The sequence below is a fragment of the Burkholderia sp. IT-111MI5 genome (genome assembly GCF_949752865.1).
Lineage (GTDB): Bacteria > Pseudomonadota > Gammaproteobacteria > Burkholderiales > Burkholderiaceae > Burkholderia > Burkholderia pyrrocinia_C.
In genome coordinates, this window is record NZ_CATKIF010000033.1 from 381,884 (window position 1) to 404,448 (window position 22,565).

20 protein-coding genes are annotated in these 22,565 nt (G+C 68.9%); 3 read left to right on the forward strand and 17 right to left on the reverse strand.

The features are described from left to right. Window positions 1–17: 17 nt before the first annotated feature. The 15 genes from asnB to ACM6JT_RS23670 form a co-directional block, all read right to left on the reverse strand. Window positions 18–1,985: an asparagine synthase (glutamine-hydrolyzing) gene (gene asnB, locus ACM6JT_RS23600; RefSeq protein ID WP_034180503.1), complete on the reverse strand. Its 1,968-nt coding sequence runs from the start codon at window positions 1,983–1,985 to the stop codon at window positions 18–20. Window positions 1,986–2,253: 268 nt separating this feature from the next. After that, on the reverse strand, window positions 2,254–3,285 hold the full coding sequence (locus ACM6JT_RS23605) for an EscU/YscU/HrcU family type III secretion system export apparatus switch protein (RefSeq protein ID WP_131946948.1): 1,032 nt from the start codon (window positions 3,283–3,285) through the stop codon (window positions 2,254–2,256). An 18-nt stretch (window positions 3,286–3,303) separates the two neighbouring features. Then, window positions 3,304–4,113 (reverse strand): type III secretion system export apparatus subunit SctT, encoded by an 810-nt coding sequence (gene sctT / locus ACM6JT_RS23610; RefSeq protein WP_034180505.1) that lies wholly within the window; start codon window positions 4,111–4,113, stop codon window positions 3,304–3,306. Then, entirely contained in the window at window positions 4,107–4,808 is a 702-nt protein-coding gene (locus ACM6JT_RS23615) for a hypothetical protein (RefSeq protein WP_414857423.1), read from the reverse strand. Before ACM6JT_RS23615 ends, sctT begins: the two co-directional genes overlap by 7 nt. Beyond that, window positions 4,801–6,183, reverse strand: coding sequence for a type III secretion system ATPase SctN (gene sctN, locus ACM6JT_RS23620; RefSeq protein WP_105391125.1), 1,383 nt, complete (start codon window positions 6,181–6,183; stop codon window positions 4,801–4,803). The genes ACM6JT_RS23615 and sctN overlap by 8 nt, the downstream gene beginning before the upstream one ends. After that, a complete protein-coding gene (gene sctL / locus ACM6JT_RS23625; RefSeq protein ID WP_034180508.1) occupies window positions 6,180–6,809 on the reverse strand; it encodes a type III secretion system stator protein SctL in 630 nt (209 codons plus the stop codon). Before sctL ends, sctN begins: the two co-directional genes overlap by 4 nt. Further along, the gene (locus ACM6JT_RS23630) at window positions 6,791–7,537 is read right to left on the reverse strand and encodes a SctK family type III secretion system sorting platform protein (RefSeq protein WP_131945978.1); all 747 of its coding nucleotides are present in this window, start codon (window positions 7,535–7,537) and stop codon (window positions 6,791–6,793) included. The genes sctL and ACM6JT_RS23630 overlap by 19 nt, the downstream gene beginning before the upstream one ends. Then, complete coding sequence (gene sctJ, locus ACM6JT_RS23635; RefSeq protein ID WP_034180510.1) at window positions 7,534–8,430, reverse strand: type III secretion system inner membrane ring lipoprotein SctJ; 897 nt, start codon at window positions 8,428–8,430, stop codon at window positions 7,534–7,536. Before sctJ ends, ACM6JT_RS23630 begins: the two co-directional genes overlap by 4 nt. Before the next feature lie 52 nt (window positions 8,431–8,482). Then, window positions 8,483–8,956: a hypothetical protein gene (locus ACM6JT_RS23640; protein WP_034180983.1), complete on the reverse strand. Its 474-nt coding sequence runs from the start codon at window positions 8,954–8,956 to the stop codon at window positions 8,483–8,485. A gap of 148 nt (window positions 8,957–9,104) precedes the next feature. Beyond that, the gene (locus ACM6JT_RS23645; protein WP_034180511.1) at window positions 9,105–9,317 is read right to left on the reverse strand and encodes a hypothetical protein; all 213 of its coding nucleotides are present in this window, start codon (window positions 9,315–9,317) and stop codon (window positions 9,105–9,107) included. Window positions 9,318–9,458: 141 nt separating this feature from the next. Continuing rightward, window positions 9,459–10,817, reverse strand: coding sequence for a type III secretion system inner membrane ring subunit SctD (sctD, locus tag ACM6JT_RS23650; RefSeq protein WP_414857424.1), 1,359 nt, complete (start codon window positions 10,815–10,817; stop codon window positions 9,459–9,461). Then, entirely contained in the window at window positions 10,798–12,852 is a 2,055-nt protein-coding gene (gene sctC, locus ACM6JT_RS23655) for a type III secretion system outer membrane ring subunit SctC (protein WP_407972110.1), read from the reverse strand. Before sctC ends, sctD begins: the two co-directional genes overlap by 20 nt. Continuing rightward, complete coding sequence (gene sctS, locus ACM6JT_RS23660; protein WP_006480854.1) at window positions 12,852–13,130, reverse strand: type III secretion system export apparatus subunit SctS; 279 nt, start codon at window positions 13,128–13,130, stop codon at window positions 12,852–12,854. Before sctS ends, sctC begins: the two co-directional genes overlap by 1 nt. Then, complete coding sequence (gene sctV, locus ACM6JT_RS23665) at window positions 13,127–15,334, reverse strand: type III secretion system export apparatus subunit SctV (protein WP_034180514.1); 2,208 nt, start codon at window positions 15,332–15,334, stop codon at window positions 13,127–13,129. Before sctV ends, sctS begins: the two co-directional genes overlap by 4 nt. Window positions 15,335–15,576: 242 nt before the next feature. Next, complete coding sequence (locus ACM6JT_RS23670) at window positions 15,577–16,410, reverse strand: helix-turn-helix transcriptional regulator (protein ID WP_034180515.1); 834 nt, start codon at window positions 16,408–16,410, stop codon at window positions 15,577–15,579. 285 nt (window positions 16,411–16,695) lie between these two features. Between ACM6JT_RS23670 and ACM6JT_RS23675 the strand changes: the two genes are divergently transcribed. Continuing rightward, window positions 16,696–17,601, forward strand: coding sequence for a helix-turn-helix transcriptional regulator (locus ACM6JT_RS23675; RefSeq protein ID WP_131945985.1), 906 nt, complete (start codon window positions 16,696–16,698; stop codon window positions 17,599–17,601). A 103-nt stretch (window positions 17,602–17,704) separates the two neighbouring features. Here ACM6JT_RS23675 and ACM6JT_RS23680 read toward each other — a convergent pair whose 3' ends face one another. Then, the gene (locus ACM6JT_RS23680) at window positions 17,705–19,351 is read right to left on the reverse strand and encodes an Nramp family divalent metal transporter (protein WP_131945986.1); all 1,647 of its coding nucleotides are present in this window, start codon (window positions 19,349–19,351) and stop codon (window positions 17,705–17,707) included. 115 nt (window positions 19,352–19,466) lie between these two features. Continuing rightward, window positions 19,467–19,607 (reverse strand): hypothetical protein, encoded by a 141-nt coding sequence (locus ACM6JT_RS23685; protein WP_165948028.1) that lies wholly within the window; start codon window positions 19,605–19,607, stop codon window positions 19,467–19,469. Window positions 19,608–20,666: 1,059 nt separating this feature from the next. Here ACM6JT_RS23685 and ACM6JT_RS23690 point away from each other — a divergent pair. Both ACM6JT_RS23690 and ACM6JT_RS23695 read left to right on the forward strand, forming a co-directional pair. After that, complete coding sequence (locus ACM6JT_RS23690) at window positions 20,667–20,936, forward strand: hypothetical protein (protein ID WP_243566708.1); 270 nt, start codon at window positions 20,667–20,669, stop codon at window positions 20,934–20,936. Window positions 20,937–21,054: 118 nt separating this feature from the next. Next, complete coding sequence (locus ACM6JT_RS23695; protein ID WP_414857425.1) at window positions 21,055–22,542, forward strand: carbohydrate porin; 1,488 nt, start codon at window positions 21,055–21,057, stop codon at window positions 22,540–22,542. Window positions 22,543–22,565 lie beyond the last annotated feature (23 nt).

The following is a 22,565-nucleotide window of genomic DNA, read 5'->3' on the forward strand; positions in this document are numbered from 1 at the left end:
GCAAGTCGAACGCCGCGTCACCCCGCCCGCTGCGCCTCCAGCCACGCCTGGAACATCAGCACCGTCCACAACTGATGCTGCCAGTTCATCCGCCCCGTCTGGTGCTGGCGCCACAGACGCTCGACCGCGGCCGCATCGAAGAAACCCTCTTCGCGCAACCGCGACGGCCGCAGCAGCGCCTCGGCCCAGTCGCGCAGCGAGCCGCGCAGCCAGTGATCGACGGGCGCGCAGAAGCCCTGCTTCGGCCGGTCGATCAGCGCCGACGGCACGTACTGGTCGAGCAGCCGGCGCAGCAGCGCCTTCGACTGCCCTTCCGGCAAGCGCACCGACGCCGGCACGCGCCACGCGAATTCGACGACGTGATGATCGAGAAACGGCATGCGCGTCTCGAGGCTCACGGCCATCGCCGCGCGGTCGACCTTCGCGAGAATGTCGGTCGGCAAATACGTGAGCGTATCGATCGCCATCGCCTGCTCGGCGAAGCTCAGGTGCGCGGGCCACGCGGACACCGTGTCGAGCGGCGTCGGCGGCTCCTGTCCCGACAGCGCGATGCGCTCGGGATGATGCACCGACGACATCAGCAGCCGGTACAGGCCGATGCGGCTCTCGGCCGTCATCACATGGCCGAGCTTGTGCAGGCGGTCGCCGATGCGCGACGCCGATTCGCGCGCCTCCACGCCGCCCCATGCACCCTGTGCGACGGCCGCGAGCTGGTCCGCGTGATCGGGCCGCAGCGCATGCAGCGCGGCGGCGATCCGCGCGCGCACGGCGGCCGGCACGCGATGCAGCTTGCGCCACAGGCGCGGCGTCAGGAAGTAGCGCGTATAGCCGCCGAACAGCTCGTCGCCGCCGTCGCCGGACAGGCTCACCTTCACATGCCGGCGCGTCAGCTCCGACACGAGAAAAGTCGGGATCTGCGAGGCATCGGCGAACGGCTCGTCGTAGATCGACGGCAGCTTCGGCACGACGCCGAGCGCATGGTCGGCGGTTACGTAAAGTTCGGTATGCCGCGTGCCGAGATGGCGCGCAACGGCCTTCGCATAGCCGGCTTCGTCGTAGCCGGCTTCATGGAAGCCGATCGTAAACGTGTCGACCGGCGTCGCCGATTGCGCCTGCATCAGCGCGACGATCGCCGACGAATCGACGCCGCCCGACAGGAACGCGCCGAGCGGCACGTCGGCTTCCATCTGCCGCGCGACGGCCTGGCGCAGGATCGCGTCGAGCTGGCCGACGGCCTCGTCGGCACTGCCCTCGAACGGCTGCTCGCGGCCGTTCTCGATCGCCTGTTCGAGCGTCCAGTACGCGCGCACGCGCGGCGTGTCGCGCGCATGCTCGAACTGGATGTACGTGCCGGGCGGCAGCTTGCGGATGCCGCGATAGATCGTGTACGGCGCGGGCACGCTCGACTGGCGCAGATACAGGCACAGCGCATCGCGGTCGACCGTGCCGTCGAAGCCCGGATAGCCGCGCAGCGCCTTCAGCTCCGACGCGAACACGAGCGCGTCGCCGATCCGGCCGTAGTAGAGCGGCTTCTCGCCGATCCGGTCGCGCGCGAGCGTCAGCACCCGCGACTCGCGATTCCACAGCGCGAACGCGAACATGCCGGTCGCGCGCCGCAGCGTCGCCTCGACGCCCCACGCGACGATCGCCGCGATCAGCACCTCGCTGTCGGAGTGGCCGCGCCACGCCGGTGCGCGACCCGCGCGCTCGAGCTCGGCACGCAGTTCGCGATGGTTGTAGATTTCGCCGTTGAAGACCATGACGTAGCGGCCGCACGCGGATGCCATCGGCTGTCGGCCATGCACCGACAGGTCGACGATCGCAAGCCGCCGGTGGCCGAGGGCGATGCCGGCTTCCGGATCGACCCAGATGCCCTGCCCGTCCGGCCCGCGATGCGCGAGGCTCGCCGTCATTCGCGCGAGCGTGCCGCGCGCTGTCTCCTCATCGCAGGCGACGCTATTCAGAAAGCCGTCGATTCCGCACATTTGATTTGTCTGCCCCTGTTGACCTGTTCCGTCACGCATGGCGCAACCTCGCGGCCCGCCGTCAGGCGTGACGGTCGAGCCATATTACGAAGAAATAATTCAGCAATAATTCACCGGTGAATTCCGGCGACGACCGGAAAAAAATGACGTCAAGCGCCGCGCGCGCATGACCGCGCAAAGGGCCATATTGAATTGGAACGGATGGCCGTGCAGGCCCGCTGTCCTGAATAAAGGGGACGGCATGAGGATATGCCCGCCGCGGTGTGCGTCAGACAGCGCCGGTCGCCCATTTCAGCAACTGCGCGACCTCGCGGAAATGCTGCTGCTGGATCGTGCCGTTCTCGGGTGTCGTCTCGTACAGCGCCTGCGCGAGCCCGACGTTCGCAAGCGTCGGGCGCAGCGCGTCGCGCGCGAGCCGCACGATCCGCTCGGCCGCCTCGCCTTCGCCGCGCGCGAGCACCCACGGCAGCGTGCCGATCCCGCCGTAATAGAGCGCGACCGCGACGCGCGGAGAATAGACGACCACCGACGCGAAACCGATCCGGTCCGGCAGCGACGCGAACTGCGCTTCGCGCGCGAGCTGCCGGCGCTTCGCCTCGATGTGCGGGTCGCCCTCGTCCTCCTTGTGCTCGCGTCGTACTTCGTCGATCGACATCTTCATCTTCTGGTTGAACTCGTGGCGCTGATGCACGATGTCGATCAGCGCCATCACGATGTAGATCAGCGCGGCCCAGCCGAACAGCAGCATCAGCAGCTTCACGATCAGCGCGAGGATCGAGATCGGCCGCGTGAAACCCGACTGCACCGACGGGTCGAGCGACTCGACGATCAGCCAGCCGAGCGTCGCGGCGAGCAGCACCGTCTTCAGCAGCATCTTCGCGAGATTGACGAGGTTGCGCATCGACCACAGGTTCTTCAGCCCCGCGGCCGGATTGAGGCGCGACAGTTGCGGCATGAGACGGCTCCACGCCATCACGCCGCCGACCTGCACGAAGCCCGCGAGCAGGCCGGCCAGCAGCCCGGCCGCGACGATCTGCGCGGACAGCGTCGCCCAGTCGCGCGCGGCGCCGTCGATCAGCACCGCGATCCGTGCGGACGGGTCGGCCGCGCCGACCGCGTCGAACACGAGCCGGAACAGCGACTGCAGCCGCGCGAACAGCGCGCCGATTCCGACCGCGAGCGCGACGCATACGCCGACGAAGAACGCCGACGAAATCGTTTCCGCACTCTTCGGCACGTCGCCTTTCTCGCGCGCCTCGCGCAGGCGCTTCGCGGTCGGCTTCTGGTCCTTTTCGGCCATGTCGGCTCCGTCGCGCGCTCAGGCGCCGCCGTGCGCGGCGAACAGCGCGCGCAGCAGCGCCATCAGCCCGCTGTCGGGGCTCAGCAGCGAATGCAGCGCCGCGTACACCACCGGCAGGAACAGCACCATCATCAGCAGCGCGAGCGCGCTCTTCAGCGGCTGCGAGAACACGAAGATGTTGAGCTGCGGCACCGCGCGCCCGACGAGGCCGATGCCGAGCTCGACGAGCACCAGCACGATCGTCACCGGCGCGGCGAGCTTCACCATCCATTCGAAGATCGTATCGGTCTGCCGCACGATGAAGGTCTGCAGCATCGACGAGAAATCGGGGCCGAGCGAGCCGATCGGCCACCACGCATACGACTGCGCGAACAGTTGCACGAGCACCTGCAGGCCGCCGGCCGTGACGAACAGCGCGATCGCGACGAAATTGAGGAAGCCCGAGGTCGGTCCGCCCTCGTGGCCGCCCATCGGATCGAAGAACGCGGCGCTGCCGCTGCCCGTCTGGAAGTCGATCAGGTAGCCGACGCCCTGGATCGCGAACAGCACCGCGCTGAACGCGCCCGCGAGCAGCATGCCGACCACCGCCTCCTTCGCGACGAGCAGGCACCACATCAGGAACGGCAGCGCGGCCACCTGCGCGGAGTCGATCGCCGGCGCGACGAACGCGGCGATCACGACGGCGATCCCGTTGCGCACGAGCCCCGTGATGATCTGCTCGTTGAACACCGGCACGACGAACATGATCGGCAACAGGCGCGGCATCACGTAGAGCAGCGGCCGCAGCGTACCCGCGACGTCGTTGAAACCCGCGGCCTGGTCTAGCATCGGCGCTCCGCGGCGGCGGGCGGCTCGGGGTCGTCGGCCGGGGCGGTTGAGGCGGTTGAAGCGGCTGTGTCGCCCATGTCGGTCACGTCGACCGAGCCGGCTTCCGCATCGGCCGGCCGGGCGGCCATCTCCGCGTCGAACGCGGCGGCCGCTTCCGGCTGCGCGGCCGCGTGGCCGGCCACGTCGCCCGCCGCGCCTGACCATACCCCGGCCGTCGCGAAGCGCCGCACCGCGTACCCGTCTGCAACTTCGTCGGCATCGCGCTCGACCCGCGCGGCACGCGCGTGCAGCGCCTTCTCGCCGGCCTTGTCGAGCTTGTCCTCGGCGGCCTTCGCCTTGCGCGCGGCGCGCTGCAGGTCGGCCAGCGTCGCCTCGTGGCCGCGATGCACGTGCGCGGCCTCGCTCACCGACGCGTTCGCGGTGCCGATGTGCCGGTCGAACGTGCGCGTATCGGCCGCCGCGTTCTGCAGCACGCGCGCCTCGCGCACGTCGTCGGCAAGACGCGTCTGGATCGCGGCCTTCGCGGCCACCTGCTGCGCGAGCTGCGCCTGCGCGGCGTCGAGCGCGCGGCGGCTCTGCGCGGCGATGCCCTGCTGGCGCGCGGCCGCGACGCGCGCGATCTGGCTGCGCATCTCGCGCACGCGCTTCAGGCGCGCGAGCGTGGCGAGCACGAGGCGGTCGTCGGCTTCAGACATGATCGTTCGCCAGCTTCGTCAGCTTCGCGAGCAGCGCGTCGAAGCGCACGTCCTCGTGCGACGCCTGCGCGCAGAACGCGCCGATCGCGTCGCGCGCACGCAGCGCGAGATCGCCGAGCCGGTCGCTGCCTTCGCGATACTCGCCGATCTGCACGAGCAGTTCGATCTCCTGGTACTTCGCGATCAGCTCGCGTACGCGCGCGGCCGCCTGCTGGTGCGCGCGGCTCGCGACGAGCGGCATCACGCGCGACAGGCTCGCGAGCACGTCGATCGCCGGATAGCGGTTCGCGAGCGCGATCTTGCGCGACAGCACGATGTGGCCGTCGAGGATCGAGCGCACTTCCTCGGCGATCGGGTCCGATTCCTCGTCGCCTTCGACGAGCACCGTGTAGAGCGCGGTGATCGACCCGTTCGCGCCCTGCCCCGCGCGTTCGAGCAGGCGCGGCAGCACCGCGAACGTCGACGGCGGGAAGCTGCGCCGCGTCGGCGGCTCGCCGCTCGCGAGGCCGACCTCGCGCTGCGCGCGCGCGAAACGCGTCAGCGAATCGACCAGCAGCAGCACGCGCTTGCCCGCATCGCGGAAATGCTCGGCAATCGCGGTGGCGACGAGCGCGGATTTCACGCGCTCCATCGCGGGGCGATCGGACGTCGACACGACGACGATCGAGCGCGCGCGCACCTCGGGCGACAAACTGTGCTCGATGAATTCGCGCACCTCGCGGCCGCGTTCGCCGACCAGCGCGATCACGTTCACGTCGGCCTGCGCGCCGCGCGCGATCATCCCGAGCAGCGTGCTCTTGCCGACGCCCGACGGCGCGAAGATGCCGACGCGCTGCCCGACGCCGAGCGTCATCAGCCCGTCGATCACGCGCACGCCGGTCGGAAACGGCGTGTCGATCATCTGGCGCGCGAGCGGGTTCGGCGGGTCCTGCTGCGTCGACACCCACGCGGCGCCCGTCACCGGCCCGCGATCGTCGAGCGGCCGGCCGAGCCCGTCGAGCACGCGGCCGAACAACCCTTCTCCCACCGGAAACACATGCTCGCGCCCGGACGGCACGACGGTCGTTTCCGGCGACAGTCCGGCCACGTCGCCGAGCGGCGTGAGCAGCGTCGTCTGCCGCGAAAAGCCGACCACTTCGGCGAGCAGCGTCGGCTGGTTCGGCGTGCGAAGTTCGCAGATCTCGCCGAGCCGCGCGCGGATGCCCGTCGCATTCAAGATCTGCCCGACCGCGTGATTGACGCGGCCCTGCACCGATACCGGCGAGAAAAACGCGAGCCCCGCGTCGAGTTCGCCGACGAGGCGGCCGCGATCGAACGGCGCGCCGTCGTCGTCGCCGCTGCCGAACGGCTGCGTTTCGTCGAGCGGCGCGTTCATCGCGCGGCGCCCTTCAGCGCGTCGCGGCGGATCGCCTGACGCAGCGCGTCGATCTGCAGGTCGAGGCTCGCGTCGATGCGCCCGGACGGCGTCTCGACCGTGCACGCATGGCGTTCGAGCTGCGCATCCTCGACGATGCGGATCTTCTGCCGGTTCGATTGCCCCGCGAATGCGCCGTCGAGCGCGTCGCGCATCTCGTCCTTGCGGCCCGGCGCGACATGCACGACCAGAAACGCCTCGTCGCGCACGAGCGGCGCGATCCGCGCCAGCGCGGCCTCGTACAGCTTCTGCGTGCTCATCTCGCCGACGATCGCGCGCACGGCCTTCACGACGATATCGGCCATCGCGTCCTTCATCGTCTCCATCGTGCGTGCGGCGGCGAGCGCCTGCGTGTACGCCTGCGCGGCCTGCTCGCGCTGCGCGCGGCGCATCCCTTCGTCATAGCCGGCCGCCTGCCGCTTGTCGAATTCGCGCTGCGCGTCGGCGACGATGCGCGCGGCCTCGTCGTGTGCGGTTGCGATCACCGCGGACGCGTCGAGCAGCGCCGCATATTCGCGCTCCTTGAGCACCTTGCGCTCCGACAGCAGCTGCAGGTTGTCGCTCGTGATCAGAAAAGCCAGTCCCATGACGCAAGCCTCTCGGGAATCAGAAACAGAAACATCAGTTCGCCGAACTGGTCGCGCTGCGCGCGGTTCAGCCAGTACGGCGCTTCGTCGTCGATCGCGCGGTTGAACTTCAGGCACGTGCGCCGCGCGACCGCGTCGCCTGCCACGCCGATGAAATCCGCGAGCAGCCGTCCGCCGCGTGCGCGGATCACGACGGGCAGCGCGGCGGGATCCGCGCGCCACGGTTCGAGCGTATCCGCGAGCGCGCCGAATTCCGGCGCGCGTTCGAGCGCGAGTTCCAGCGCGTCGCCGCCGAGCCGGGCCGCGACTTCCGCGCGGATGCGCCGCACGGTCAGCGCATCGCGCAGCCAGTTGCGATGCAGCAGCAGCCCCGCATACGACGCCAGTTGCTCGAGCGCCGCGCCCGGCAGCAGCGCGAGCCGCGCGCACGGGTTCGCGACGTCGAAGTCGTGCCGGTCGGCCACGCCATGCACGTCGAGCAGGTGCCGCGCGAGCAGCTTGCGGCCGGCCGCGCCGAACGCGTCCGGCGAGCGGTAGCGCGCGGGCCAGTCGGCCGGCACGCGCGTCACGTGCAAATAACGGTCGGGCCGCAGGTTGAAGTCGCAGACGAGCGCATGAAACGCGGCACGGCGCGCGGCTGGCGGCGGCGCGAGCGGCTGCAGCCACGGCAGCGGCGCCGTATCGGACGGGGCGGCCGCGTCAGCCGGTGGTGCATGCGGATCGCTCATGCGCCATCGCGCGCGCCGTCCGGCGTGCGCAGACCGCCGCCGGCCGGCTGCCCGGATGCCGGCTGCGCGGACGCGCCGCCATTGGCGCCGCGCGGCGCGCCGAGCAGGCCCGCGAGCCGCGCGCCGAACATTCCGCGCCGCGCCGCCGACAGCGCGATCACCGCGCAGGTCAGCAGGATCAGCGCAAACACGAGCCAGCCGAGCGGCGAGCGCAGCCGCACGATATCGGTCACCGCGCTGCCGATCCCGTCCACGCGCGCTGCTTGCGCGGCGGCCGGCTGCAGGAACAGCGACACGTTGTCGTACTGCAGCCCTTCGATGCTGTGCGCGACGAGATCCTTGACCATCGGCGCCATCGCGCGCAGGTCGACGCCCGACCGATAGCGGATGTACACGGCCGCCGACGACGGCTTGATCTTGTCCGCGAGCGGATCGTTCTCCGGAATCACGACCTGCACGCGCGCGACGACCACGCCCTCGATGTCCTGCAGCGTGCGCGACAGGTCCTGCGATACGCCGTACAGATAGCGCACACGCTCCTCGGCCGGCGTCGACACGAGGCCCTGCTTCTGGAACAGCTCGCCGAGGCTCGCATAACTCGGCTTCGGCAGCCCGTTCGCCTGCAATACCGTGAGCGCCGACTGCATGTCGCCGTCCGCTACGCTCACGAGCCATGCGTTGCGGTCCGACGTGTCGCGCGCGTCGTTGTCCTTCGACGCGCTGATGCCCGCGTCGCCGAGCACCGCGACCATCTGGTTCGCATCGCGCTCCGACAGGCCCGAGTACAGCTCCTTCTGGCACCCGGCCAACAGCACGAGCAGCCCCGCGAGCAGCGCGCGCGCCGCCCGGCTGCGCCACGCATGCGCGCGCGGCGTCGAATCGATCGTCGTCATCGTTTGTCCGCTTCAGGGTGCGTGAGGCCGAATTCAGCCTGCACGCACGCTTTCACTCCTGCGTCTTCAGCACCGTGTGCGTGAAGCCGTTCGCCGCCTGCGCGACCGACAGGCTCAACTGGTATTCCGAAATCGTGGTGGTCGCCGTCCACTGGAAATCCATCGCCTTCACCATCGTCATCATCGGATCGCTGCGGCTGTCCGCCATCGACGTCAGCATTTCGCTGCGATGCTTGTCGATGTTCGCGTACCGCGTGTCGAGATCGTTGCCGTAGGTGCGCAACCGCTCGACGAGCGACGACTGGTTCGCCTGCGCGGGCGTCATCTGCACGGCCGGCGCCGCGTCCGCCGGCGCGCGCGACATCGCGACGCCCGATGAAGACGACGCCGCCGGCGATGCGCCCGGCTGCATCAACGCATCGAACTGGCGCACCTGCGCCGGATCGGACGCCGAGCCCGTCTGCTGCACGGCACCCGCGAGCGCGGCCGCGCCCGGCGGCGCCGCGCCTACGCCTGTCACTGACATATTCATGCCCTCCTTGGCTGGCAGGCGCCGGACCGGATCGGTCGGGCCCGCCCGGAACAGGCCGGCCGGCACACGCGCATCCGCGGCCGGGCGCCCTTCGCGGGCAAACCCGGCGCGCATCGGCACGCAGCGCGGCCGGCGACCGGCGTCATGCGCGGCCGGCCGAGCTCAGGTGTTGCGCAACCTGGGCGTTCGCCGTCCCCTCCTGCGCGGTCACTGCGTTGCTGGTTTCGAACGTCGCGGTCGACTGCTGGACCTGGAAGTTGATCTTCGTCAGTTCGAGCTGCGTCTTGGTCAGGTCGTCGGCCTGCTGCTGGACCTGGTTCGTGTTGGTTGCACCACCTGCGGCCTGGGTACCCATGTTTCGCTCCTTAACGTGAACTTCATCCACCTTCCGGCGATGGCCCCATGCCCCGCCGGCGACGTGAGCCGCCGCATCGATGCGACGCCCCGCGTAATGCGCGCACCGCCTGTCGAGCGATGCGCATGACCTGTCGCGGCGCTAGTGCGCCGCCTCCTTCGTCGATGCACTGGCCGCCTTGGCACCCGCTTGCGGTGCGCCCGGCAACAGCGTCGGCCCCGGCACCGGCTGCGCGACCCCGGCCGCCGCACCGCTCGCGAGCGGTGCCACGGGCGGCGCCGGCGCCTGCTCGGGCGCGTTCGCCGATGCGCCGCCGAGCGGCATCGTGATGCGCTGGCCGTTGCGTTCGAACACGACTTCGTCCGCGCCGATCGACACGACGGTCGGCCCGTCCTTCAGCCGCGCGCCCTCGAAATAGCGGCTGCCGTCGACCGTCTCGATATAGCGCTGGTCGCCGTCGCCGGCGAACACGGTCGTGATCTCCGGAATGCCGGCCGTCCCGCCGAGTGTCGTCGTCGTGCGCGGCGCGGCCGGATCGGCATCGCGCACGTGATCGACCACTTCGAGCGCCGGGCGCGCGTCCTTCATGTAGTTGCGGATGCGCGGCTCGATCTGCGCGCGCGCGGCCGCGCCCGTCAGCTCGATCCGGCCGCGGCCGAGATACGCGACCGTCAGCGCCGTATCGCTGAAATAGGTCTGCGCGGTCGCCACCAGATCGCTGACCACGTAGATGTTGCCGAGCGCCGCGTTGTCGACGCCCGCGACGATCTGCGCGACGCGTTCTCGCGCGGCCGGGTCGCTCACGTAGCCGGACACGATCACGCCGTCGTCGCGCGGCGCGACGGCCAGCTCCGGATACGCGTGCAGCAGCTGCTGCAGCCGGTGCGTGCGCGCGAGCACCGATTCGTGCTGCCACGGCAGGCGCCCCGACCACGCGACGAAGCCGTAGCCGAGCGCGCCGAGCAGCACGCCGATCCACAGCGCGACCAGTGCGATCACGAGCCGACGGCTGCCGAGCCGGCGCAGCCCGCCGGTGAGCCAGCCGAGCCACGCGGCCTCGCGCGCGGCATCCGGCGCGTCGGTTTCGTCGGGCACCGCGACGCTCGCCTGCGCGTGCCGCGCGATGCCGAGCCGGATCGAGCCGACCGTCACGACGTCGTGCGGCGTCATCGAGCGGCGGCCGCTGCCGAGCGGTTCGTCGTTGAACAGCACCGGCGCGCCGGCGTCGCCACCGTGGTTCTGCACGGTCACCGCGAGCGCGCCGACCTGCAGGCACACCTGTTTCGCGCCGATCTCGCGATCGGGCAGGATCACTTCGCAATCCGCCGCCGTGCCGACCCAGTTCGCGCCGCGCGCAAGCGACATCGTGCGGCCGTACATCGGCCCGCTCAGGAAGCACAGGTTCCACGGCGACGCGAGCGCGGCAGCGCCCGCCCCCGCGCCTCCCGCGCCGCCGGGCAATGCGCCGTCGCCGTGCGGGTCAATGATGGTCGTCGACATGGGTGGTGGCTCCTGCGGTCGTCGCCGCCGGCTGCGACGCCGCATCCTTCGGCGGCGGCGGCAGCGCCGGCGGGCCGAACTTCGTGCCGGGCAGCGGCTTCGGCGTCAGCGGCACCGCGACGTCGTTGTCCGGCGGCCGATACATCGACATGCCTTCCTGGTTCGCCGGCCCGTCGGCGCCCGGGTTCACGGGCGAACCGTCCGGCGCGTACATCGACGCGGTCGTCACCACGCGCGGCGTCAGCAGGTAGAACCGCTCCATGTGGTTGCCCGACTTGTCGGTGTACTTGAACAGGTTGCCGATCAGCGGGATGTCGGACAGCCAGGGCACGCCGCTCTTGTTCAGCTTCACCTCGTCGTCGTTGAAACCGGCGATCAGCAGGCTCTTGCCTTCGTCGATCATCGACTTGGTGACGATATTGCGCTGCTGGATCACCGGGATGTTCGACACGGCCTGCCCCTGCACGACGTTGCCGTCCTGGATGTCGATCGACATCATCACGCTCTGCGGATTGCGAACGGCTACCGCGGATACGGCGGCCGCGTTGCGGATCGCCTCGTCGACGATCATCGGCGTCACCTTGATGCTCGTGCCGGTCGTCACGCTGTACAGCGACGAATCCTGGTAGCCCTGCACCTGCACGTAGAACTGCGTGAGGTTCTCGAGGATCGCCTCGGTGTTGTCGAGCGCGAGCACCTTCGGTTTCGAACGCAACTGCGCCTGCCCCTTCTGCGCGAGCGCGTTCACGCGCGTGAGCAGGTAGTTGCGCAGCGAGCCGCCGATCGATGCGGTCAGCGCGATACCCGTCGGCAGGAAGGTGCCCGTCTGCCCGGTTTCCGACGTGCCGACGCCGAACGTCAGCGGCGGATTGCCGGAGCCGTTGTACTGCGTGTTGCCGTTCAGCGGATTCGCGCCGTTGCCGATCTGCACGTCGCCGTGCGTCGTGTGCAGGCGCCAGTCGATCCCGAGGCTGTCGAGCGAATCCTCGTTGATGTCGATGATCGTCACGTTGATCTCGACGATGCGCGGCCGCTCGTCGAGCTGGTTGATCAGCGACTGGTAGCGATACATGTTCTCCGGCAGGTCGCGCACGATCACCGCGTTGATCGCCGGATCGGCGACGATCTGCGGCAGCGCGTCGCCGCCGCCGCCGTTCGAGAACGGCGAGAACCCGCCGGTCGCGCTGCCGTCGCCGGCATAGCCGCCCGAACGCGGGCCGCCGGAGATATCGGGGAAATCGAGGCGCGGCACCGCGATCGTCAGCCCCGAGCCGAGCTTCACCTGGCGCGCGGCCTGCCCGAGCGACGTGCTCGACGGCAGCGCGTTCGTGCCGCCGCCCTTGCCGAACAGCCGGCTCAGGATCGTCGCGACACCCGGCACCGTCACTTCCTTGCCCGAGCGGTTGATCGTGAAATCCGACGCCCAGCCGTACTTCAGCCGGAACGCGCGGATGTCCGCATGCGCGCCGTTCGCCGCCGGATCGCCGACCGAGCCGACCGCCTGCCGCACGAGCTCGACGTAGCGGCGCGGGCCGGCCACGTACACGCTGTTCGCGCGATCGTTGATCACGAGCGTGTAGCGCTTGTCGGGAATCTGCATCGCCTGCAGCGCGCGGCCGATTTCGCCGGATGCATTCGGCGGGATCGGGATCATCTGCGTCTGCGACTGGTCGGCCGGATCGACGTACAGGAACGAGCCGTCGTAGTACCACGTGAGCCCGTAGGTCGAGCAGATCGTGTCGAGGGTCTGCTGCGGCGTGCCCGAGAAACGGCCGCTGATCACGCCGTCGACCTTCGGGTCGACCACCGCCGTCACGCCCTGCGACGATGCGAGTTCGCGAATGAAGTCGCCGATCTTCTTGCCGTTCGCGACGATCGTGAACGGCTTGTTGCGCCAGCGCAGGTCCGCGGCGCGAGCCGGCTGCGCGGGCGCCATGCACAGCGACGCCGTCAGCAGCGCGGTCGCGCACATGGCAAGCGCGGCCCGTTGCAGGCTGCGCGGTTGAAACCGGATCGGGGCGACGCGTCGACGCATCAAAGGACTCCTGTGGAAGAAACGAACATGCGTTCCAGCGCCTGCTGCGCGAAGCGCAGCACTTCGCCGCCGAGCCAGCCCGACAGCAGCACGAGTGCGACCATCACGGCGATCAATCGCACCGCGATGCCGATGTTGGCGTCCTGCACCTGCGTGACGGCCTGCAGGATCGCGACGACGAGGCCCGTGACGGTGGCGATCAGCACGATCGGCAGCGACAGCAGCAGCACGAGCATCAGCGCCTGGCGCGTCAGGTCGAGGATCGTCGAGCTCGTCATTGCACGGCTCCCGGCACGCGCACGTCGGCGCCCGCGCCGACCGAGCCGTCGTCCGGCGGGTTCTTCACCCAGCCGATCGTGTGCAGCTGCACGTCCTCCTCGACCTCCTGGTACGACAGCACCGCCAGTTCGGGCAGCACCGGCTGCAGGATCGTCTTCACATAGCGGCGCGCGCCGAGCGCGACCATCACCGCGAGCCGCGCCGCGCCCTGCGCGTTGCCGTGGCCGCCGGGGCCGGCCGCCTGCGCGGCCTGCACGATCGCGCGCACCTGTTCGCCGATGTCCTGCTTGATCGCGCTCGACAGCGCGAGGAAATTGCCCTGCTTCGTGCGCATCACCGCGCTCTCGATCCGCTCCTGCAGGTTCTGCTCGAACAGCACGACCCGCAGCTGGCGCGTCGTGCCCGCATGGCGGTCGGTGATCATCCGGCGCAGGTCGACGCGCACGAGCTCGACCAGCGCGATCACGTCGTCGGGTTCGTTCGGCGCCCACGTGATCAGGCTCTCGAAAATCACGCGCAGGTTGCGGATCGGTACCTGTTCGGCGAGCAGCCGGCGCAGCACTTCGGTCACGCGCTGCAGCGGCACGAGCCGCGTCAGCTCGCCCACGAGTTCGGGGTGTTCGCGGCGCACGAGATGCACGAGCGCCTGCGTCTCCTGGATACCCAGCAGTTCGTCCGCATGCTGGCGCACGATCTGCTCGACGTGCGCGGCGAGCGCGCTTTCGCTCGACAGCCACTTGCCGTCCGGCGCGGCGCCGTCGTGCTTGATCCACAACGCGGTCGCGAACGGGCCGAACGCCTCGGCCGGCTGGCGCTCCGCGCGTTCGGGCAGCGGCGCGACACCGTCCCACAGCAGCCAGCCCGGCTTCAGCGCGCCGTGCGCGGCGAGCACGTCCTGCAGGTAGATCCGGTACGTGCCGGCCGCCGCACCTTCGTCGTCGTTCAGCGTGATGCGCGGGAACACCGTGCCGATATCCGCGTCGACACGCGCCTTCGCGCTCGACAGCGCGGCCTGCAGTTGCGCGAGGTTCAGGCTCGTGCGCAGGTCGTCGGACAGCGATACCGCGATCAGCGACGTGACGCCCGCTGCGTGCGACACCTTCGCGGGCTGGCCGTCGTCGGCCGTGCCGACGCGCCCCGCGATCTGAATCAGGTTGAAGCTCGGCGCGGTCGTCTTGTGCTTGATCTGCGAGAACCCGACCGCACCGAGGCCGAGCGCGATCAGCGCGAACGACCATTTCGGAAAGCCGGGCACGACGAGAAAACCGGCCAGCACCAGCGCCGCGATCAGCAGCGCACGCGGATGCGCGCCCAGTTGCTCGCCGAGCTGTTCGCCGAGCTGGCGCTGCCGTGCATCGCGGGTCGCGACGCGCGTCGTCACGATGCCGGCCGCGATCGACACGAGCAGCGACGGAATCTGCGACGCCATGCCGTCGCCGACCGTCAGGATCGCGTAGCGTTGCAGCGCCGCGCCGATATCCATCCCGTGCATCAGCGTGCCGACCGCGATCCCCGCGACGATGTTGATGAACGCGATCACGAGGCCCGCGATCGCGTCGCCCTTCACGAACTTCATCGCGCCGTCCATCGCGCCGTGCATCTGCGATTCCTGCTCGAGCTTCTCGCGGCGCTCGCGCGCTTCGTCGGCGCTGATGATGCCCGCGCGCAGGTCCGCGTCGATGCTCATCTGCTTGCCCGGCATCGCGTCGAGCGAGAAGCGCGCGCCGACTTCGGCCACCCGCTCCGACCCTTTCGCGATCACGATGAACTGCACGACGGCGATCACGAGGAACACCACGCCGCCCACCACGACGTTGTTGCCGACGACGAGCCGCCCGAACGCGTCGATCACGTGGCCGGCGTTCGCGTGCAGCAGGATCAGCTTGCACGACGCGATGTTCAGCGCGAGCCGGAACAGCGTCGTGAACAGCAGCAGCGCGGGAAACGACGAGAAGCTGACCGCCGACGGCACGTAGGTCGATACCGTCAGCAGCACCACGCTCACGGCGAGATTCAGCGAGATCATCCCGTCGAGCGCGGCCTGCGGCAGCGGCAGGATGAACAGCGCGACGACCGCGACGATGAACGCGGCGATGAACAGGTCGGCGCGCGGCGATGCGCCCCGGAGACGCCGTCCGGACACGCCGCGGCCAGCGGAAAACAACCGCTGCCAGTCGCGGGGGAGCGCCTTCGGTTCTGCCATCGTGCCGGTGTCCTGTCGTCGTTATCGCCGGCCGGCACGGGCAACCCTGCCCCGTGCCGCACGGACCGTTGAATGGGACGAGTGTAGCGACGCGAACCGATGGAAAAAGGGATGCACCTCGTAGCGCGAAAGCGCGTTTCCCGGCGGCGATCGGATCGGACTACGAAACCCGGCGGCGCGCTCGGGCACACGCCGCCGGAACCGCTTCCATCGCGCGGCGGGCCGCCGGCGCGTGCGTCAGGTCAGGGCTGAAGGCGCCGCGCGGCGAGGTACGCGAGCTGTGCGCGATTCTGCACGTTGAAGAGTTTTTCGAGCGAACGGATATGGTGGCCGACCTTGTGCAGCGACGTGCGCAGCGCGCTCGCGATCTCCTGGTCGGACAGCCCGTGCACGAGACGGTCGAGCACCTGCTGCTGCTCGTCGCCGAGCGCGAAGCCGCGCATCCGCGCGATGCGCGCCTCGAGGAACGGCAGCGCGACACGATGCACGGCGAGGCTCACGGCCAGCGCGCCGCCGATCACGCGATCGTCGATCCATTCGGTGCCGTGCGTCTCGGACGTCACGTTCACCGCGACGCGCAGGTCGAGGCGCGGCGCCGACAGGCTGAAGATCACGCCGCTGTTCATCGCGTGCGCGCGCAGATGGCCGGCGAGCGCCAGCACCTTGCGGTCGCCGCTGCCCTGCGCGGCCGCCTCGATCTCGTCGAGCCGCCACGCGACCGGAAAGCCGCTCTGCCGCACCTGCGCGAACCGCGGGTCGCTCTCGTACAGCATCCCTTCGATAAACGGCTGCATGAACGTCGCCGGCGCGAGGTCGCGCAGCAGATGCGCGCACAGGATGCGCCGCCCGATCATTTCATAGGCGCCGTAACCGAGGGTACTGAAACCGATTTGCCGCAATCGCGCATGGCATTGCGCGAAATCGGCCGAAGCAAGGTCGGTTTTACCGAGTGCAATTTGAATGCCGGTAAAAACGTCGCGGTCGATTGCCTGATATTCGTTCGAATAAGCGGCAGCGGCCGCTATATCGGCCTGTGAAAACCATTCGACGCGTGGTGCGCCGTCAGCATATGTCATGAGGAGCCCGCCCTTTCCCAATATGTGAAACTGCGCCCCGTCACGATCTGGTCTTTTCTTTATGATTTTCTGGTCGTCGTTATATGCGTGCGAATATGAACCTTTCGCCGCAATTAGTATTACGGCATATTACGCGCACACAGGCATTTTTTGTACAATGCCCCCGCGTTTCGTCAGGGATGACGATCGGCGCAGATCAAAAACGATGCTCGATCGCACCGCCGCGAATGCCGTACACGATACGGCCGCCGCCAGGCGATGCGCGTCGATTCCGAGGGATGGCTCATGTCCGATATTGCATTGCATGAAGAAGCGGTCGCCCCGACCTTTTCCCGCCCGTCGCGCGGGTCGAGCGCATGCGCGGACGCGCTGCGGGAGCGTACCGTGCAGGTCGTCTGGTGCGACGACGTCAAGCGCAGCGAAGTCGCGCAGCCGCACGCGCCGACGCTCGGCGTCGCCGATACGCTCGCGCATGCGCAGAGCACCGCCGAGCGCAACCGGATCGTCACGAGCCTGCTGCACCTGACAGGCTTCTCGACGTTCGCGTACTTCGCGCTCGAATTCGCGCGCGAGCGTGTCGAAAGTCTCTACCTGCACGAAGCGTTCACGCCGGCCACCTATCGCGGCGACTACGTGCGGCACAACCATCACGACGTCGATCCGCGCACGCTCGGCGCGCGCGTGTGCAACATGCCGATCGTGTGGGACCTGCAGCAGCTGCGCCGCGAACACCGCGAGCGCGACGCCGGCCCGTGCGTGACGCCGGCCGCGCTCGACGGTTTCCTGCAGACGATGCAGGACGACGGGATGTGCAGCGGCATCATGTATTCGATGGCCGTGCCCGGCACGCGGCTGCATGCGTTCATGAGCTTCACCGCGCCGCGCCGCACGCGCGAATGGATCACGCCGGCGACGATCGAGCAGGCGCTGTCGATCGGGCTGTCGGTGCACAAGTTCGCGTCGCCGCAACTGATCGCGACGTCGCGCGAGCGTACGGTAAACGGGCTCACGCCGTTCGAGCAGGAACTGCTGCTCGGCATCGCCGAAGGCGCATCCGACAAGGAGATCGGCCGGCGCCTCGACACCAGCGCGCACAACGTCGACTATCACCTGCGCAAACTGCGCAAGCGCTTCGGCGTCGCGAACCGGATCCAGCTCACGTACCTGACGTCGAAGCTCGAGCTGATCTGACGGCGGCGCGCGCGTAAACGCACAAGCCGGCCTCGACGGGCCGGCTTGCACGGGTTGCGGCGCGGTGCCGGGTCCGGCGCCGCTTCCTGGCAGACGATCCGCGTTACTTCAGCAGCGTCATCTGCACGACCTTGACGATCACGAGACCGACCGCGATCACCAGGTAGCCGCGCAGCACGGCCATCCAGATCCGCGTCGCGAGCGTCATGTTCTGCGGCTCGAGCGTGTCGAGCGGCGGCATGCGCCACGTGTCGCGCAGCGAGCGATCGAGCGCCGGTTCGACGACGCGCTTGTGGCGGCGAATCAGCACCGTCGCGAGATAGCCGGCAATCGCGAGCACGGTGCCGCCCACCAGCACGTCGACGATCGCTTCGCCGCTGATGTCCGGATACATCACCGATGCGGTCAGGATGATCGACAGCAGCACGAGCACCCAGATCACCGCGCCCGTGAACACGTTGAGCTTCGTCGAGTTGACCCAGGGCCCCAGCACCTGGCGGTCGTTGCACAGCACGAGCAGGAACACCGTCGCGCTCGGCAGCAGCACGCCCGCGAGCGTCTGCACGGCTTCGGTCAGCAGGCCGAGCGGGCTGCCCGGGATCAGCACGAGCGTGGCCGCGGCCGCGACGATGCCGAAGTACACGAGATAGAAGCCCTTCGCGTCGGACACGCCGCGGTGCAGCGAATGGCGGATCTTGAACACGTCGCCGATCGCATACGCGGTCGACAGCGACACGGCCGCCGCGCCGATGATGCACGCGTCGAGCAGCGCCACCGCGAACAGCGTCGCGCCCGTGCGGCCCGCATACTTCTCGAGGCCCGCGATGATGCCGCCCGCATCGGTGAAGTTGCCGGCTTCCGGATGCCCGCCGAACAGCGCGGCGCTGAAACCGATCATCGCGACCGCGCCGATCAGCACGAATGCGATGCCGATCCACAGGTCGACCTTTTCATACTTCATGAAGCGCGGCGTGATGCGCTTGTCGATCACGTAGCTCTGCTGGAAGAACAGCTGCCACGGCGCGACGGTCGTGCCGACGATGCCGATCACGAGCAGCATCACGTCCGACAGCTTCGCGTGCACGGGCCAGTTCGGCACGAGGAAATCGCGCGTCATCTGCGCGACGGGCGGATGGATCGACACGAGCACCGGCACCAGCAGCAGGCTCAGTACGCACAGCCCGATCGCAAACCGCTCGAAGCGCCTGAAATCGCCGGTACTCACCGCGGCCATCGTCAGCGCGGCGGCCACGCACACGCCGGCCACCTTCGGCAATCCGAAGAAATCCAGCACGAACGTGATGCCGATGAACTCGGTGACGATCGTCAGCGCATTGAGCAGGAACAGGTCGATCACGCTGAACGCGCCCCAGAACTTGCCGAAGCGCTCGAAGATCAGGCGTGCATGGCCGACGCCCGTGACCGCGCCGAGGCGCAGCACCATTTCCTGGTTCACGTACAGCACGGGCACGAGCAGCAGCAGCGTCCACAGCAGCGTCGTGCCGTAGTTCTGGCCGGCCTGCGTGTAGGTGCCGAATGCGCCGGCATCGTTGTCGCCGACCATCACGATGAGGCCCGGGCCGATGATCGCGAGCAGCGTGCGCAGCCGCGCCCACCATGTGCCGCGCGCGGCGGTGTCGTGATGCGCGATCGTGCCGAGCGCGCCGCGGATGTCGCCGACATGGGCTTCGTCGAGCACGGCGCTGCGTTCCGCGGCGATCGGTGGAGAGACGTTGGATGGCGTGGACATGATTTGTTCCGTACGGCTAATGGTTATCCGATGAGCGTGTGACCTTGGGATGCGTACGCGGGGCCTGCCCGCAGGCAGCCGCGCGTGCGCATGCCGAGGCGCGCTCGGCGCTTCTTCAGTGGCGGATCAACGATTTCAGCTGGTTCAGCAGGCGGGAGAACACCCGCGGACGGGCATCGAGCGTCAGCATCGCATCGTATTGGTTGCGCGATTCCGCGACGTGCGGCAGGTTCGACAGCAGAAGGCCGAAGTTCATGGTCAGGCTCCGTGCGGCGACGGCAGGCGTGCCGGCCGCGTGGTGGGCGCGGGGCCAGTCCGGGGCCTGAACGACGTGTCAGGCTAGTCGGCCGGAGTGTCCCTGCGACCCGGGTTCAAAAGGGTCGGTGCGTGCAACGGGCATATGGGACAACTGTCACTGTCGTTCACGGCGGCTCCTGTGCGGTGTTCCGGGGAACACGGTTGACCGCCGTCCGGCTTGCGGGCCGGCATTCGCGATGCCTGAACGAGGCATGCGCGAACGCGGCCGCCTGCCAGGCGGCGATGAAGCCGGACAACGCATGCGAAAACGCATCACGCTAACCGGCGCGAATCAGGGTGCACGTAGGGAGATACTGCGGAATACTGCTGCGCGCACCGTTTGCCCGGGGGACAAACGGCGGCTTCGATGAGGCGCGGACGTCGGTCGCTCAGGCGGAAATTTCGTTCGAAGATCGACTACTGCAGGCGTCCAAGGCGGCGGCCCCAAGAGTGAAGATGCCGAATTCTATGAACCGCCCGAAAGTGAAGTCAACCCCTCCAAACCCCATTTCCCGAAATAAACTTCCCGCCTTGCGACGCTGAAAGATTTGCCCTTGAAATGACGTGCCGAAACCTTTCAGCACGTCACGATGCGGTCACGCGTCGATGCGTGCGAACAACGGCAGGCGCCCGGCAGCGCCCTCTGCTTGCCGATCGTGTGCCGCCGCGACTCGCACGCCACACACGTCGTCTTTTCTGCGTTTTTCACTTGCACCGCAGCAAAAGTCGCGACTACAATCCGCCCCAATTCATCAAGGGAGTCCCTCCGTGGACACATGCTCTAGTTGCAGTTCGATGCCGGTCCAGGCCGGCCAAGCCATCGCGAGATAGCAGCCAGACGCATGTCTTTCGCCGCTAGCTCGCATTCGTCGGGTTAGCGCGCTTCCTCCCGGGCCGGCCATCGCCGGTTCGTCAGTCGCACGCTCCGTTATGTTCCAACCTCCGATCGCAGGCCATGTCATGCGCCCGCGCTCGATCACGTCGTCCGGCATCCGCCGGACCAGACGGAGGCAGCGTCATGTTCATTCAATCGTTCGCGGTGAAACTCAAGCGCATCGTGCACGTCGCGTGCGACCGCTCGTTCGTTGCCGGCCTCTCGCCGCTCGCCCATGCGTTCGGCAACTGGCGCGGCGCGGCACTCGCCCACGTGCCGGCGGCACCGCGCCCGCTCGACTGCATGCTGGTCGCCGCGATGGCGGCCGCGGTCGCGCTCGCCGCGCTGCTATGCTCGGCTGCGTCGCGCCTCGGCTTCGCGCAAGTGTGGCGCGTCGGCGGCTGGCTGCCGTAAGCCCTCGACGCGCGGGGGCGCCACGCGCCATGTGCCGCCGCGCGACCGCCTCGCCACGCTTCCCGCATCACGTATTCTTTTCTTCAGTCTAACTAATCGAATCGCCAACGGAATCCGCATGAAGAACCATCTCGAACCCGTTCCGCGCAAGCCGCGCGTCAATGCGCTCGCCGCACTGCTGCTGTCGCTCGCCGCCGCGCCCGCGCTCGCGCAATCGGCGCTGCCGGCCGCGGCCGAACCGGCGGCCGGCGCGAGCGACGCCGCCGCGCCCGCACGACAGGCCGCCGATGCTGCCGCGCCCGCCCCCACCGGCCTGTGGGAGCGTTCGAACCTGTTCGGCAACATGGGCGGCCTGCGCGACCTGCTCGGCGACCACGGCGTCACGCTGAGCCTGCAGGAAACCAGCGAGTACCTGTACAACACGTCCGGCGGCACGAAGCGCGGCGGCGCCTACCAGGGGCTCACGCAATTCGGCTTCAACGTCGACACCGGCAAGGCGATCGGCCTGCCGGGCGGCACCTTCAACGTGTCGGCGCTACAGATCCACGGCACCAACGCCACGCAGCGCTACCTGCAGACGCTGCAGACCGCGACCGGCATCGAAGCGAATTCGACCACGCGCCTGTGGGAGCTCTGGTACCAGCAGTCGTTGCTCGACGGCAAGGTCGACGTGAAGGTCGGCCAGCAGAGCGTCGACCAGGAGTTCATGGTGAGCCAGAACGCGGCGACGTTCATGAACGCCACGTTCGGCTGGCCCGTGCTGCCTTCCACCGATCTGCCGTCCGGCGGCCCCGCGTATCCGCTGTCGTCGCTCGGCGTGCGGCTGCGCGTGAAGCCGGCCGATGCATGGACCGCGATGGTCGGCGTATTCGACGGCAACCCGGCCGGCCGCACCGACGGCGACGCGCAGGTGCTGAACGCGCACGGCACCAACTTCAACCTGCGCAGCGGCGCGTTCGTGATCGGCGAAGTGCAGTACGCGCTGAACGCGCCGCCGGACGACCCGAAGGCGCCGCAACCGGCCGGCCTGCCGGGCACCTACAAGCTCGGCTTCTGGTATCAGTCGCAGCATGCGAACGATCCGCGCTACGGCACCGACGGCCTGTCGCTCGCGAATCCGGCGAGCAACGGCATTCCCGCCACGCATCGCGGCAACTACGGGTTCTATGCGGTCGCGGACCAGATGGTCTGGCGGCCGTCGGACGACAGCCCGCGCTCGGTCGGCGTGTTCGCGCGCGTGATGGGCGCGCCGGGCGATCGCAATATCGTCGATTTCGCCGCCAATGCAGGCGTGACGCTGAAGGCGCCGTTCAAGGGGCGCGACAACGACGTCGCGGGCATCGCGGTCGGCTACGCGAAGATCGGCTCGCATGCGCGCGGCCTGGACGGCGACACCGGCACCTACACGACGCCCGGTTATCCGGTGCGCCGGGCGGAGACGGTCGTCGAGGCGACCTACCAGTACCAGGTCGCACCGTGGTGGCAATTGCAGGCCGACCTGCAGCACTTCTTCCGTCCGGGCGGCGGCATCCCGAACCCGAACGCGGCGGGTGCGCGCATCGGCGACGAAACCGTGGTCGGCGTGCGCACGACGATCACGTTCTGACGCAAGCCGCATACGGAAGCGGA

Bases quoted from the DNA above. Each gene is read 5' to 3' on its own strand.
- asnB (WP_034180503.1), bottom strand. From the start codon at position 1,985: ATGTGCGGAATCGACGGCTTTCTGAATAGCGTCGCCTGCGATGAGGAG.
- ACM6JT_RS23605 (WP_131946948.1), bottom strand. From the start codon at position 3,285: ATGGCCGAAAAGGACCAGAAGCCGACCGCGAAGCGCCTGCGCGAGGCG.
- sctT (WP_034180505.1), bottom strand. From the start codon at position 4,113: ATGCTAGACCAGGCCGCGGGTTTCAACGACGTCGCGGGTACGCTGCGG.
- ACM6JT_RS23615 (WP_414857423.1), bottom strand. From the start codon at position 4,808: ATGTCTGAAGCCGACGACCGCCTCGTGCTCGCCACGCTCGCGCGCCTG.
- sctN (WP_105391125.1), bottom strand. From the start codon at position 6,183: ATGAACGCGCCGCTCGACGAAACGCAGCCGTTCGGCAGCGGCGACGAC.
- sctL (WP_034180508.1), bottom strand. From the start codon at position 6,809: ATGGGACTGGCTTTTCTGATCACGAGCGACAACCTGCAGCTGCTGTCG.
- ACM6JT_RS23630 (WP_131945978.1), bottom strand. From the start codon at position 7,537: ATGAGCGATCCGCATGCACCACCGGCTGACGCGGCCGCCCCGTCCGAT.
- sctJ (WP_034180510.1), bottom strand. From the start codon at position 8,430: ATGACGACGATCGATTCGACGCCGCGCGCGCATGCGTGGCGCAGCCGG.
- ACM6JT_RS23640 (WP_034180983.1), bottom strand. From the start codon at position 8,956: ATGTCAGTGACAGGCGTAGGCGCGGCGCCGCCGGGCGCGGCCGCGCTC.
- ACM6JT_RS23645 (WP_034180511.1), bottom strand. From the start codon at position 9,317: ATGGGTACCCAGGCCGCAGGTGGTGCAACCAACACGAACCAGGTCCAG.
- sctD (WP_414857424.1), bottom strand. From the start codon at position 10,817: ATGTCGACGACCATCATTGACCCGCACGGCGACGGCGCATTGCCCGGC.
- sctC (WP_407972110.1), bottom strand. From the start codon at position 12,852: ATGCGTCGACGCGTCGCCCCGATCCGGTTTCAACCGCGCAGCCTGCAA.
- sctS (WP_006480854.1), bottom strand. From the start codon at position 13,130: ATGACGAGCTCGACGATCCTCGACCTGACGCGCCAGGCGCTGATGCTC.
- sctV (WP_034180514.1), bottom strand. From the start codon at position 15,334: ATGGCAGAACCGAAGGCGCTCCCCCGCGACTGGCAGCGGTTGTTTTCC.
- ACM6JT_RS23670 (WP_034180515.1), bottom strand. From the start codon at position 16,410: ATGACATATGCTGACGGCGCACCACGCGTCGAATGGTTTTCACAGGCC.
- ACM6JT_RS23675 (WP_131945985.1), top strand. From the start codon at position 16,696: ATGTCCGATATTGCATTGCATGAAGAAGCGGTCGCCCCGACCTTTTCC.
- ACM6JT_RS23680 (WP_131945986.1), bottom strand. From the start codon at position 19,351: ATGTCCACGCCATCCAACGTCTCTCCACCGATCGCCGCGGAACGCAGC.
- ACM6JT_RS23685 (WP_165948028.1), bottom strand. From the start codon at position 19,607: ATGAACTTCGGCCTTCTGCTGTCGAACCTGCCGCACGTCGCGGAATCG.
- ACM6JT_RS23690 (WP_243566708.1), top strand. From the start codon at position 20,667: ATGTTCATTCAATCGTTCGCGGTGAAACTCAAGCGCATCGTGCACGTC.
- ACM6JT_RS23695 (WP_414857425.1), top strand. From the start codon at position 21,055: ATGAAGAACCATCTCGAACCCGTTCCGCGCAAGCCGCGCGTCAATGCG.